The sequence below is a fragment of the Alloyangia pacifica genome, from assembly GCF_020524285.1.
In the GTDB taxonomy this organism is placed as follows: Bacteria; Pseudomonadota; Alphaproteobacteria; order Rhodobacterales; family Rhodobacteraceae; genus Salipiger; species Salipiger pacificus_B.
Window position 1 is genome coordinate 372,403 of record NZ_JAIVKX010000002.1, and the last position, 12,995, is coordinate 385,397.

14 protein-coding genes are annotated in these 12,995 nt (G+C 66.7%); 1 reads left to right on the forward strand and 13 read right to left on the reverse strand.

Annotated features, from left to right (window positions below):
• Positions 1-227 precede the first annotated feature (227 nt).
• Entirely contained in the window at positions 228-881 is a 654-nt protein-coding gene (locus LC039_RS02660) for an invasion associated locus B family protein (protein ID WP_226621504.1), read from the forward strand.
• A 115-nt stretch (positions 882-996) separates the two neighbouring features.
• Here LC039_RS02660 and lpxB read toward each other — a convergent pair whose 3' ends face one another.
• The 13 genes from lpxB to LC039_RS02720 form a co-directional block, all read right to left on the reverse strand.
• On the reverse strand, positions 997-2,154 hold the full coding sequence (gene lpxB, locus LC039_RS02665) for a lipid-A-disaccharide synthase (RefSeq protein WP_226621505.1): 1,158 nt from the start codon (positions 2,152-2,154) through the stop codon (positions 997-999).
• Positions 2,151-2,936 (reverse strand): LpxI family protein, encoded by a 786-nt coding sequence (locus LC039_RS02670; RefSeq protein ID WP_226621506.1) that lies wholly within the window; start codon positions 2,934-2,936, stop codon positions 2,151-2,153. Before LC039_RS02670 ends, lpxB begins: the two co-directional genes overlap by 4 nt.
• A 4-nt stretch (positions 2,937-2,940) precedes the next feature.
• Positions 2,941-3,729 carry an acyl-ACP--UDP-N-acetylglucosamine O-acyltransferase gene (gene lpxA, locus LC039_RS02675; RefSeq protein WP_226621507.1) on the reverse strand — a complete coding sequence of 263 codons (789 nt, stop codon included), beginning with the start codon at positions 3,727-3,729 and terminating at the stop codon, positions 2,941-2,943.
• The gene (fabZ, locus tag LC039_RS02680) at positions 3,726-4,187 is read right to left on the reverse strand and encodes a 3-hydroxyacyl-ACP dehydratase FabZ (protein WP_066099889.1); all 462 of its coding nucleotides are present in this window, start codon (positions 4,185-4,187) and stop codon (positions 3,726-3,728) included. The genes lpxA and fabZ overlap by 4 nt, the downstream gene beginning before the upstream one ends.
• A gap of 116 nt (positions 4,188-4,303) precedes the next feature.
• Positions 4,304-4,942: an OmpH family outer membrane protein gene (locus tag LC039_RS02685; protein ID WP_226621508.1), complete on the reverse strand. Its 639-nt coding sequence runs from the start codon at positions 4,940-4,942 to the stop codon at positions 4,304-4,306.
• Positions 4,943-4,946: 4 nt separating this feature from the next.
• Positions 4,947-7,313: an outer membrane protein assembly factor BamA gene (gene bamA / locus LC039_RS02690; RefSeq protein WP_226621509.1), complete on the reverse strand. Its 2,367-nt coding sequence runs from the start codon at positions 7,311-7,313 to the stop codon at positions 4,947-4,949.
• 85 nt (positions 7,314-7,398) lie between these two features.
• Entirely contained in the window at positions 7,399-7,524 is a 126-nt protein-coding gene (locus LC039_RS26810) for a hypothetical protein (protein WP_264179420.1), read from the reverse strand.
• Between the two features lie 124 nt (positions 7,525-7,648).
• Positions 7,649-8,995 (reverse strand): RIP metalloprotease RseP, encoded by a 1,347-nt coding sequence (rseP, locus tag LC039_RS02695; RefSeq protein WP_226621510.1) that lies wholly within the window; start codon positions 8,993-8,995, stop codon positions 7,649-7,651.
• A 71-nt stretch (positions 8,996-9,066) separates the two neighbouring features.
• Positions 9,067-10,236, reverse strand: coding sequence for a 1-deoxy-D-xylulose-5-phosphate reductoisomerase (gene dxr, locus LC039_RS02700; protein ID WP_226621511.1), 1,170 nt, complete (start codon positions 10,234-10,236; stop codon positions 9,067-9,069).
• A gap of 9 nt (positions 10,237-10,245) precedes the next feature.
• Complete coding sequence (locus LC039_RS02705) at positions 10,246-11,037, reverse strand: phosphatidate cytidylyltransferase (RefSeq protein WP_226621512.1); 792 nt, start codon at positions 11,035-11,037, stop codon at positions 10,246-10,248.
• Entirely contained in the window at positions 11,034-11,759 is a 726-nt protein-coding gene (locus tag LC039_RS02710) for an isoprenyl transferase (RefSeq protein WP_226621513.1), read from the reverse strand. Before LC039_RS02710 ends, LC039_RS02705 begins: the two co-directional genes overlap by 4 nt.
• A gap of 28 nt (positions 11,760-11,787) precedes the next feature.
• The gene (gene frr, locus LC039_RS02715) at positions 11,788-12,351 is read right to left on the reverse strand and encodes a ribosome recycling factor (protein ID WP_226621514.1); all 564 of its coding nucleotides are present in this window, start codon (positions 12,349-12,351) and stop codon (positions 11,788-11,790) included.
• A 101-nt stretch (positions 12,352-12,452) separates the two neighbouring features.
• Entirely contained in the window at positions 12,453-12,863 is a 411-nt protein-coding gene (locus LC039_RS02720) for a SufE family protein (RefSeq protein WP_226621515.1), read from the reverse strand.
• Positions 12,864-12,995 lie beyond the last annotated feature (132 nt).

Sequence of the window (12,995 nt, forward strand, 5' to 3'; positions counted from 1 at the left end):
AGCCTGTTGACCGGTGCGGAAGAGTTTCGTAGCGTCCCGTCAATGACAAAGTCGGCCGGTCCGACAGGGAGCAAGGGAAAGGGGACCGCACGGTCCCTTTTCTCTTTTTGATGAATGGCTTCCGCGCTTTCTTGCCGCTCCCGAGAGCGTGACCATTTCCGGCCTGACACAGGTTGGCCCGCATGCTAAGCGGGCAGTGAGACAAGAATGAACGTTCAGGGGGACCCATGACCAGACCTCTCCAAATCCTGCGACTGCTGCCGCTTGCGGCGGCTCTGGCCGCAATGCCGGCCTATGCGCAGGATGCCGCGCAATCGAGCGACGCGCCCGCAGAAGACCAGACCGAAGGCACCGTTGCCGCCGGCGGGCTTTCGCTCGGCGAAGATGCCGGCGCCGATGCGCCCGCAGGGCCCGGCCAGCAGCCCGAGACCTACGTGAAGGCCACGCATGGCGCCTGGGAACTGCAGTGTCTGCGCGCGCCCGAGGGCAGCGATGCCGAGGACCCCTGCCAGATGTACCAGCTGCTGCAGGATGGCGAGGGCAACAATGTCGCCGAAGTCAGCCTGTTCCGCGTCGCCAACGGCGGCCAGGTCGCGGCCGGGGGCACCTTCGTCGTGCCGCTCGAGACGCTGCTGACCCAGAAGCTGACCATCGCCGTCGATGACGGCCAGGCCAAGCGCTACGATTTCTCCTTCTGCACGCCGGTGGGCTGCTACGCCCGCGTCGGCTTCACCGAGGAAGACGTGAACCGCTTCAAGGCAGGCGCGAGCGCGACCATCACCATCGTGCCGGCCCTGGCGCCGGACCAGAAGGTCGAGCTGGACATGTCGCTCTCGGGCTTCACCGCCGGCTACGAAGAGAGCAGCGCGCTGCGCCAGTAAGCGCGCGCGGCCGCAGGGCCGATCAATCGCAAGAGCCCCGGGCCAGATGGCACCGGGGCTCTTTTGTCTTTGGCTCTCTGTGTCCCGAGGCGCTTCGGAACATCCCGAAAGACGGTCAGCCCTCGCGCAATCCGGCGAGCACCGCCTCGGCGGCGCGCTGGCCCGGTGCCGGGCCGCCCTTCCCGAGAAGCTCCATGGTGCGTCGCATGGCCTGCCTTTGCTCCTGCGGTGCGTCGAGCACGCGCAGCACGGATTCGGCGATCGGCCCGGGGCGGCAGTTGTCGCCGATGTACTCGGGCACGCTGCGGCTGTCGGTGACGAGGTTCACCAGGTTGACCGAGTCCACCAGCATCAGCCGCCCGATGATCTGCCGCGACAGCCAGCCCATGTCATATGCGATGACCATGGGCGTATCGGCGGCGGCGAGTTCCAGCGCCACGGTGCCCGAGGCGGCCAGCGCCACGTCGGCGGCGGCAAAGGCGGCACGCTTCTCGGCCTTGCCCGCCTCGCCCTGCTCGCGCGGGTCGAGCAGAATCGGATCGACCGGCCAGTCGCTGACGGTCTCCTTGACCAGATCGGCGACCGGCCCGGCCATGGGCAGCACGTAGCGCAGATCGGGTCGCTGCGTCTTGAGTTGCGCAAGCGCCTCGCCGAACACCGGCCCGAGGCGCGAGACCTCGGAGCGGCGCGACCCCGGCAGGATCAGGCAGAGGGGGGCGTCGCCGATGCCGTGGTGCCGGCGGAAATTTGAGACCTCCTCGGCGTCGGCCTGCGGGTCGGTGACGACCGGGTGGCCGACGAAGTCGCAGCGCATGCCCGCGGCTTCCATGTAGGGCGGCTCGAAGGGCAGCAGCGCAAGCACCTGGTCGATATGCTTCGCCATTTTCGCCGCCCGGCCCGGACGCCAGGCCCAGACCGTCGGGGCGACGTAATGCACGGTGCGGATGTCGGATGTCTCCTTCACCAGCTTGGCGACGCGCAGCGAGAATTCCGGCAGGTCGACGGTGATCAGAACATCGGGCTTTGCAGCCACCACCGCCTCGGCGGTCTGCCGGATACGGGCCTTCAGGGCGCCGTAGTTGCGCAGGATCTCGGTGATGCCCATGATCGAGATCTCGTCCATGGGAAAGAGGCTCTGCAGCCCCTCTTCCAGCATGCGCTCGCCGCCGATCCCCTCAAAGGAGACCTCGGGCACCTGTGCCTTGAGCCCCTGCATGAGCGCGCCGCCCAGCTTGTCGCCCGACGGCTCGCCCGCGATGATGAAAACCTTCATGCGTCCCGCTCCCGTACCCACAGGAAGAGCCCCGCGGCATCCAGCATTTCGATGACCGCCGCGCGGTCGAGCACCATGACGCCCTGTGCCTCGACGACGATGCCCGCAAGCCCGGCGCGGATCGCGCCGACGGCGGTGTTGGGGCCGATCACCGGCAGGTCGGCGCGGCGCTCCTGTCCCGGTTTCGGCGCCTTGTAGAAGATGCCGCCGGGCACCGGCGGCAGCTCTCCGAGCATGGCATCGGTGCCGCGGGCGTCTTCCTGCGCCACAACCTGATCGCTGGAGATGACGCAGCATTGGCCCAAATCCTCGAGCCCCTGGCGATGGCTCACCGCGTCGGCGAGCGTGGCCATGCGGGTCGCCGCGTCACCGGGCCGCGCCTGCGTCAGAACCCCGGTCTCGGGCAGCAGCGCCGGAGCGGCCTCATGCGCGCCGATCACGTCCAGCCCTGCATCCTCGAGCAGCCCGATGACGATGCGCAGGGCGCCATCGTCGCCGCGCTTGAGGGCGCGCAGGATCTTCGGCATCAGCAGCAGCGTCGGCAGATCGAGCCGCGAGAGCTTGACCTCGGGCCGTCCCACCGCGCCGCACATGCACACGCGGGTGACGCCCTGCGCCTTGAGCCAGCGCAAGAAAGAGCCGAGCTTCTCGATGCGGAACAAGTGATCTGCCGCCACCCGGTCGGGCGGAGAGCTTTCCATGGCGCAGACCAGCGCCGGTTCGGGCAGCGCCTCGAGCACCGCCCGGGGCAGATCGCCCTGCCCTGCGATCAGCGCAAGCACGGGATCAGCCCGGCGTCAGGAAATGGCGGTCGCTGTCGCCGAGGATGAAGGCGACGATCTCGCGCACATACTCGCTCTGGGTCTCGTCGCCGAGCCGCTTGGCGCGGTCGGCAAAGGCACCTTCGCCCTGCGCCAGCATCTGGAACGCGGCCCGCAGCGCGGTGATGTCGGCGCGGCTGACACCGCGGCGCTTGAGGCCGACGAGGTTGAGCCCGTCGAGCTTGCCGCGCGGTGCCTGCACGAGGCCGTAGGGAATGACGTCATTGGTCACCATGGTGACCGCGCCGATGATCGCGCCGTGACCGATGCGCACCCATTGGTGCACGCCCGACAGGCCGCCGACGATCACGTCGTCCTCGATCACGCAGTGGCCGGCAACGGAGGCGTGGTTGACCAGGATCACCCGGTCCCCGACCTGCACGTCATGCGCCACGTGGCAGCCGGCCATGAACAAACCGTCGTCGCCGACGCGGGTGACGCCGCCGCCGCCCTCGGTGCCGGCGTTCATCGTGACATGCTCGCGGATGCGGTTGCGCTTGCCGATCACCAGCGAGGTCTTCTCGCCCTGGAACTTCAGATCCTGGGGGATCTCGCCGATCACCGCGAAGGGGAAGATCACCGTCTCCTCGCCGATCTCGGTGCGGCCGGTGACCACCACGTGGCTCTTTAGCTCGACGTTCTCCGCCAGCACCACCTCGGGGCCGACGTGGCAGAACGGGCCGATGATGCAGCCCGCGCCGATCTGCGCGCCGTCTTCGACATAGGCGCTTGGGTGGATGCTGGCCTCGGTCACGCCGGCAGGTCCATCATCGCGGTGAATTCGGCCTCGCAGGCCAGCTCGCCGTCGACCTCGGCCACGCCCTCGAACTTCCAGACCTTGCCGCCCGGCTTGCCGCGCAGGGTGCGGACCTTCATCTTGAGCACGTCGCCCGGCACCACCTTGCGGCGGAACTTGCACTTGTCGATGCCCATGAAATAGACCTTCAGGTCCTTGTCGGCGAGGTCGAGGGCCACGCCCACCATGACCGCGGTTGTCTGCGCCATGGCCTCGACGATGGTCACGCCCGGCATGATCGGCAGGCCCGGGAAGTGGCCCTGGAAATGCGGCTCGTTCATCGTGACGTTCTTGATGCCCACGGCCGAGCTGGTGCCGTCGATCTCCTCGACCTTGTCAACGAGCAGGAACGGGTAGCGATGCGGCAGGATGCGCTGGATCAGCTGGATGTCAGCGCTGAGAAGCGTCTCGGTCATCGTGGGCCTTTCAAAAGGAAAAAGTCGCCCTTCCCCTAGCAATCCGCGCGGCTCGGGGCAAGCGGCGCGCGCCTTGCGACGTCACGCGATGCAACAGGCTGAAATAGCGGACGGGCTCAAGGGCTGTCCGGTGTGCCGTCCGTCGCGCTGTCGGGGCTGCCTTCCGGCGCGGTCTCGGGCTCGGCCGTTGGGCCGGTCAGATCAGGCAGCGGCTCGGGGTTGGGAAGCACCTCGTTCATCCGCGTGATCGCGGGATCGGTGATGTCGATGGCATTGGTCGAAAGGAACACCGTGCGCTGGTCGAGGATCACGCTCGCCCCCGCCTCGCGCATCAGCTCGGCAAGGATCGGCTCGGCGCGCGAGATGAATTCGCGCCGGCGTTCCTCGGAGAGGTTGCCGAGTGCGCGCGCCTTGCTGTCCTGGGCTTCGCGCAGGTCCTGCACCCGGGTGTCGAAATCGTCGGCCAGCTTGCGAAAGGCCACCGGATCGAGGGTGCGGCGCTTCTCGGTGAGCGACTTTTCCTCGGCGGTGAGCTGGGCCTCGATGCGGCGGTTCTCCGCCGCGATCTTCGCGCCGGTCTCTTCGAGCTGCTCGGACACCTGCTTGCCGAAATCGCTTTCGGCGTAGAGCCGGTCGATCTCCACGGTGAGGATCTCGCTCTGCACGATGCCCGGCCGCATGCCGTCCTGCGCCAGAACCGGGCTGGCGCAGAGCGCGAGCGCAAGGGCGGTGGCGCGCAGCAGGCTGCGCGCCACGGGCTCAGAAAGTGCTCGACACCGAGAGGCTGAAGTTCTGCTCGTTGTCATATTTTTCCTTCGACACCGGGGTCGAGAAGTTCAGGCGAAGCGGCCCCAGCACAGAGTCCCAGAAGACCGAGACACCGATCGACTGGCGGGCGGTGAAGTCGCTGTAGAGAACCTCGTTGTCACCGGCGCTCGCAAGCGTGTCGTCGGACAGGCCCCAGATCGAGCCGATGTCGTAGAAGACGCCGCCGCTGAGGCCGTATTCCTCGGGCAGGCCGAGCGGGAATTCGGCATCGAGGCGCAGCGCGGCGTAGTAGTTGCCGCCCAGCGGGGAGTCGATGTCCTCGTCGTCGTTGATCTCGCGCGGGCCGATGCCGGCGTATTCGAAGCCGCGCATGATGCTCTCGGTCATCATGTAGCGGTCGGTCACGCGGCTGTCGCCGTCGAGGTAGTTGATCGCGCCGGCCTGGAAGGTCGCGCGCAGGGTGACTTCCTCGTTCCAGACGAGGGTCTGCGCCACGGCGCGCAGATCGGTCTGCACGAAGTTGGTGTCGCTGCCGAGACCGCCGAAGTCCTGACCGAATTCCAGCAGGTAGCCCCGGTCGGGGTCGAGACCGTCGCGGCGGGTGTCGTAGCTGAGCGTGTAGCCCAGCATGTGATCGTTGCGCGCGTCTTCCTCGGCTTCCGAGATCACCACGTTGCCGACCTCGTCTTCATCGTAGTCGATGATGTCGGTGTAGCGGTAGGTGTAGCGGACCCCGAGGCGGCCGTAGTCCGAGATCGGGAAGGTCAGGCTGGGCCGGAAGATGCCAGTCGCGGTATCGTAATCGGCGCTGTCGTAGGAGGTCTCGCGGTAGCTCAGCGCCAGGCCGAAGGCCACGTCGCGACCAAGGAAGGCCGGCTCGACGAAGTTGAACGTGTAGCTCTGGTTCGTCGAGGCGGTGTTGATGCCGAAGGACAGGCGCTGGCCGCGGCCGAGGAAGTTCTGCTCGGCGAAGGAGATCGAGGCGCCGAGCCCGTCGGTCGTCGAGTAAGAGCCGCCGAAGCCGATGGATCCGGTGGGCTTCTCGGTGACGTTCACGTCGACGATGACCTGCTGCGGGGTCGAGCCTTCGCGGGCGTCCACCTGCGCATCGGAGAAGTAGCCGAGCGCGCGGATGCGTTCGGCGGCCTCGCGGATGGCGCGCGGGTTGAACGGGTCGCCCTCGGCGGTGTCGAACTCGCGACGCACCACCTGGTCGAGCGTGGTGGTGTTGCCCTCGATGTCGATGCGCTCGACGAAGATGCGCGGGCCGCGGGTCAGGTTGAAGGTGACGTCCAGCGTCTGCGTGCGGTCGTTGCGGGTGACCTGTGGGTCGATGCGGACGAAGTTGAGCCCCTGCTTGGTCGCCAGGCGCTCGAGCCGGACGATCTCGCGGTCGACTTCGGCGGGCGAATAGGCCTTGCCGGACTTCAGGCTGATGGCGTTGCGGAAGCTCGCCACGTCGACCTCGGGCAGTTCGCTGGCCACGCCGATGCGGCCGAAGTTGAACTTCTGCCCTTCCTCGACGTTGAAGGTCAGCACGTAGCTGTCGCGGGCGTCGGAGAGCTCGGAGTTCACGCCGGTGACGCGGAAGTCGACGTAGCCGCGCGAGGCGTAGAAGTCCTGCAACAGCTGGCGGTCGAAGGCGACGCGGTCGGCGATATAGGTGTCGCTGCGGATCACCGCGCGCAGCAGGCCCGCCTGCTTGGTCTGGATGACGCGGCGCAGGCGGCCGTCGGAGAACGCCTGGTTGCCGACGAAGCCGATGCGCTCGATCTCGGTCACGCCGCCTTCGAAGATTTCGAAGACGAGGTCGACGCGGTTGTTGGAGCGGCGGATCAGCTTCGGCGTCACCTGCGCCGCGATGCGGCCCTGCTGCAGGTAGGCGTCGGCGATGGACTGCGCGTCCTGCTCGGCCTGGCGCGGGCTGTAGACGCGGCGCGACTGGGACCGGACGATGGAGGTCAGATCCTCGTCCTTCAGCCGGCGGTTGCCCTCGAAGGCGATCTGGTTGACGGTCGGGAATTCGGTGACCTCGATCACCAGCGTGTTGCCCTGCGGCGTGATCTCGACGGTCTCGAACAGACCGGACTCAACGATCCGCTGGTAGGCCGCGTTCAGCTCGCCGGCGCTTACGGTTTCACCGCGGGCGATACCCGCGTAGCTCAGGATCGTGCCGGATTCGATGCGCTCGTTGCCCTCGATCCGCACCTGGTTGAATGCGTAGGATTGTGCCTGCACCATCTCGGGCAGCGTGGTAAAGGCCACTGCTGCCGCAAGCGACAGCGCAAGCGCCGAAACACCTGCGCGATGTGCGTAAGTTTTGCCGCGGGCCCTGCCCGACTTCTGCTCGATGCTCATGCTCGCTGTCCACTCCGCCAAATACTTTTTTTTAAAGTGAGTAGCGGGTGGAGGTCTTCTTGTCAAAAGACGAAACTGCGACGGCTCAAAGAGTTCCCAGGAAAGCGCCAAAATACAACGCGGCAAAGATCACGGCGCCAAAGAACAGCCGGTCCGCGTTGATCGCCAGCAGCAGCCCGAGGCTGCGATATCCATGTTGAAAGCTCTGCATCCGGTCCCCCGATATTTAAGAGATCGGGGAACGGGATAGGCGGATATCATGGCGGATCTTTGGCAAACCCGACCGGGCGGCAATTTTTTCCGCCCGGTGCAAGTGTTTGTCCCGCACTCCGTCGTCAGGGGCAGAAGATGTCGTTGGTCAGCGCAAAGACCATCATGCCGAGGATCAGCACCAGCCCGGCAGACATCAGCGCGCGGAGCGCCCGCTCCGAGGGCGGCTTGCCGGTCACAGCTTCGTAGCCGAAGAACACCAGATGACCGCCATCGAGCACGGGCACGGGGAAGAGGTTCAGCAGGCCCACCGCGGTCGATAGCACCGCGATGAAGGTCAGGAAGCTCTGCCCGCCCTGCGAGGCCATGGCGCCCGAGGTCTCGGCGATGCCGATGGGGCCCGAGAGGTTGCACGACGAGATATTGCCCGCGATCATGTGCCACAGGCCAGAGAGCGAGCCGGAAGCGATGCTGTAGGTGCGGCTCACGGCGCCGGTCAGCGCATCGACGGGGCCAACCGTCTCGGTGGCCGGCTCGAAGAACATGCCGCCGACGATGCCGATGCGGAACACCGTGTGGTAGCCTCCATCGGGCAGCGGCTCGTCGATGCGCTTGGGCGTGAGCGCGAGATCGAGGATCTCGCCGTCACGCCAGACCTCCAGGCCGAGCGTTGCCCCGTCAGAGCTTTCGACCCGCTGCTTGAGCTGGTCGAAAGCGAAGATCGGCACCCCGTCGATCGAGGTGATCACGTCACCGGGCTCCATGCCCGCATCGATCGCCGCCGAGCGCGGCACGACCTGCGAGACCAGCGGCGGGTAGACATAGGGGCCGCTGACATCCTGACGCGCGCCGTCTCGCTCGACCGTGTAGGTCAGCGCGTTCTGCAGCGGCAGGTTGGTAAGAAAACTTTCGAAGCCTTCGGCGTCATCGAAGGACGGGGTCGGCGTGCCCTCGATCTCCAGAAGCACGTCGCCGTCCTGCAACTCCTGCACGCTTGGCATGGGGCGCAGTTCGCCGACGGTGAGCGGCTCGGACACCTGCCCCTGCACCATGAAAATGCCGGTGAACAGCACGATCGTCAGCACGAAGTTGAACACGGGTCCCGCGGCCACGGTTGCGGCGCGGGCCCAAAGCGGCGCGCCGGTCATCGTCTGGCGGCGTTCCTCTTCGGACATGCCCTTGAGGACTTCGCTGTCCGAGGTGCCGCTGGCGGCGTTGTCGTCGCCCTTGAACTTCACGTACCCGCCGAAGGGCAGCGCGGCGATCTGCCAGCGGGTGCCGCGCTTGTCGGTCCGGCTGAAGAGCACCGGGCCGAAGCCCAGCGAAAAGACATCGGCGTGAATGCCGGACCAGCGGCCGACGATGTAATGCCCGTATTCGTGGATCGCGACGATCACCGACAGCGCGATGACAAATGCAAGGAGCGTCCAGATAACGCTTCCAAACTGCGGAATCAGCTGGGTGATCTCCAAAGGCCCTGCCCTTTCATCTCGTTTCTTCTTGTCCCGTGGCGGGCCGAGTCACCGGCGCGCGAGGGTCAGCCTCAGTGATGCTGCAGCATCAGCTCGCGCGCGGTCCTCCGTGCGAGATGGTCAGCGGCAAGGACGTTATCAAGGGTGATCTCGGCGGTTGTGACGGCATTCTCCGCCGAAAGCCGCTCCAGCGTCTGTTCGACGATCACCGCCATGTCCTGGAAGCCGATGCGTTTCGCGATAAAGTCGTCGAGCGCCTGCTCCTTGGCGGCGTTGAACACGGCACCGGAGAGCCCGCCCGCCGCCATCACCTCGCGCGCCAACCGCAGCGCCGGCCAGCGGGTCTCGCAGGCGGCGCGGAAGGTGAGCTGCGAGAGCTTCACCAGATCGAGCCGCTCCACCGGCAGCGCGCCGCGCTGCGGGTGGTTCAGCGCAAAGCCGATGGCATGGCGCATGTCCGGCGGTCCGAGATGCGCCATGAGCGCGCCGTCGCAGAAGCCGACCAGCGCGTGGATCATGCTCTCGGGATGGACGACGACCTCGATCTTCTGGGGCTCGAGGTCGAAGAATTCCTTGGTCTCAATGACTTCCAGCGCCTTGTTGAACATCGACGCGGAGTCGATGGTGATCCGCTGGCCCATGTCCCAGTTGGGATGGGTGGCGGCCTGTTCAGGCGTGGCCTGGGCCAGTTGCTCGATCGGCCAGTCGCGGAAAGCGCCGCCCGAGGCGGTGATGATCACCCGCTCGACGCGGCTCATCTCCTCGCCGATCAGCGCCTGGAAGACCGCGGAATGCTCGCTGTCCACCGGCAGCACCCGCCCGCCATGGGCCTGCGCGGTGTGCAGAACCAATGGCCCGGCGCAGACCATGCTTTCCTTGTTCGCCAGCGCCAGCGTCGCGCCTTTCTCGAGCGCCCGAAGCCCCGGGGCCAGCCCGGCCGCGCCAACGATGGCCGACATGACCCAATCCGCCTGACGGCTCGCGGCCTCGACAATCGCCTCGGGACCCGCGGCGGCCTCCACCGACGATCCGGCCAGCCGCGCGCGCAGTTCCGGCAGCAGCGCGGGATCGGCGGTCACCGCCAGCTCGGCGCCGAATTTCCATGCGTCCTTAGCCAGTTGCGCCACGTTCTTGCCGCCTGTCAGAGCGACGACATGATAGGTCTCGGGGTCGCGGGCGATGAGGTCGAGCGTGTTCTGACCGATGGAGCCGGTCGCACCGAAAATGGAAATGCGTCTCATTTTCTCGTCTCATTCCACCCCGGGCGGGAAGTCGACGATCTGCCCGGCGATCAGCAGGAAGAGCGCGGCGCCGAGCATGCCGTCGAAGCGGTCGAGCAGGCCACCGTGGCCCGGCAGCAGGTTCGAGCTGTCCTTTACCCCGGCGCGGCGCTTGATCGAGCTTTCGGCGATATCGCCGATCTGGCTCGCCATGGAGATCGCGACCGAGACACCGATCAGCCCAAAGCCCGCCTCGCGCGACAGCAAGGCGAAGAGCGCGCCAACGATTCCCGCCCCGATCCAGCCCGCCGAGGCGCCGGACCATGTCTTCTTGGGGCTGACACGCGGCCAGAGCTTCGGCCCGCCGATGGCGCGGCCGGCGAAATAGCCCGCAACATCGGTCACAACGACCACGGTCACCATCCACAGCATCCAGGTCAGGCCGAAGTCGGCGCGCAGCGACATGATGCCGTAGCCCGCGAGCATGATCATCGCGGTGAAGACCGCGTAGGTCACCCCGCCCCGCTCCATCTGGCCGAAGCCGGCCATCGAGGGCAGCAGCAGCAGCGGCAGGGCGAAGGCCGGCGGCAGGTAGACCGATGCCAGCGCGCACACCCCGGCGAGCACCGCGAGGATGCGGGCCGACTTGCCGCGGTTGGTGTCGACCATGTTCACCAGTTCCCAGACCATGCCGCCGCAGGCCAGCGAGATGGCGAGCCGCCACCAGATGCCGCCCAGCCAGACGCAGACCAGCGCGACGACGATCAGCACCGCCGCCGACGCCATGCGCGGCCCGAGGTCGCTCCAGCGTGCCGAGGTCATGCCTTCACACCGCCGTAGCGCCGCTCTCGCAGCCCGTAGCTTCCGATCAGGGACGAGAATTCCGCGGCCGAGAAATCCGGCCAGAGGGTGTCGACGAACTCGTACTCGGCATAGGCGGATTGCCAGAGCAGGAAGTTCGAGATGCGCGCCTCGCCCGAGGTGCGGATCACCAGGTCCGGATCGGGCAGCACGCAGGTATCAAGGTATTTCGGCAAGGTCTCTTCGTTCACGTCATCGGGGCAGAGCCGGCCCGCGGCCACGTCCTGCGCCAGCCGTTGCGTCGCGCGGGCGACCTCGTCGCGGCCGCCATAGTTGATGGCGATGGTCAGGTTCACCCCGGTGCAGCCCGCGGTCATCACCTCGAGCTCGTCCATCAGCGTGATCAGCTTCTTGTCGAGCTTCACCCGGTCACCGATGAAGCGCACCCGCACGTTCTCGGCAAAGAGCGCACGCGCCTCTTTCTGGATGTAGCGGCGGAACAAGCTCATCAGCCCCGCCACCTCGGTCTGTGTGCGCTTCCAGTTCTCGGTCGAGAAGGCGAAGATCGTCAGGTACTTCACCCCGACGTCGGGGCAGGCTTCGACGATCTCGCGCACCCGCTTGGCACCGGCATGGTGGCCGAAGAGCCGCGGGCGTCCCCTCTGGGTCGCCCAACGGCCATTGCCGTCCATGATGATGGCCACGTGGCGCGGGCCTTTGCCGTCTCGGATCGGTTTGGGCATAGGCCCTCCTCGCTTGGGCGTTTCCGCCTCAGACCTGCATGATCTCTTCCTGCTTGGTCTCCAGCGCGGCGTCGACCTTCTTGATGTAGCTGTCGGTCATCTCCTGGACCTCGGATTCCCAGAGCTTCTGGTCGTCCTCGGACATGCCGTCGGCCTTGGCCTTCTTGATCTGGTCCATGCCGTCCCGGCGCACGTTGCGGATCGAAACGCGGGCGTGCTCGGCGTATTGGCCCGCGACCTTGGTGAGATCGCGGCGGCGTTCCTCGTTCAGCTCGGGGATCGGCAGCATGATGATGGTGCCGTTGAGCTGCGGGTTGATGCCGAGACCGCTCTCGCGGATCGCCTTCTCGACCTTGCCGACGAGGCCCTTGTCCCACACGTTGATGGTGACCATGCGCGGCTCGGGCACGTTGACGGTGCCGACCTGGTTGATTGGTGTCATCGAGCCGTAGGCGTCGACCTGCACCGGCTCGAGCATCGAGGCCGAGGCGCGCCCGGTCCGCAGCGAGGCGAATTCCGTGCGCAGGTTGGCCATGGCGCCATCCATGCGGCGCTGCAGGTCGTCGGTGTCGAGTTCGAATTCTTCAGACATGTTGGTTCTGCCCGTTCAAGTCATTCCGGTTAAAAGGGGTTCTAAGCCAGAGGCAGGCAGATGTATAGCGCTTTGCGCCTGCCGCGACGTGCCGAAACGGCCTAGGCGGCGGCCGCCGCCTGCTGCTGGATCCGCTCGACCATGGCGCGCAAGCCATTGGAGCGCTGTGCGGAAAGATGTTCGTTGAGCCCGAGCCGGCCCAGCTCGGCGCGGGCGTCGATCGCCGCGACCTCGCTTGCGGTCAGCCCGTCGTAGAGCCGGTGCAGCACGGCGATCAGCCCGCGCACGATCATCGCGTCGCTCTCGCCCTCGAAATGTAGCTTGCCGCCCTCCCAGGTGAGGTGCAGCCAGACCTGGCTGGCGCAGCCCTCGACCTTGGTGGCGGGCACCTTCAGCGCCTCGGGCAGCGGGTCCATGGCCTTGCCCAGTTCGATCACCGTGCGGTAGCGGTCTTCCCAATCCTCGAGGAACTCGAAATCCTCGACCAGTTCCTCGAACCCTGCCTGTGCCATCTGTGCTCCTGCTTGTTCCACCGCGCCGCGCGGCCCCGGGGGCCGGGCGCGGGTCTGATCGGTCTTCACTCGTAGGGGCGCGCGCGGCAAAGGTCCAGACCCGGCAATGCATGCTTTTCAATGCGGGCCCGA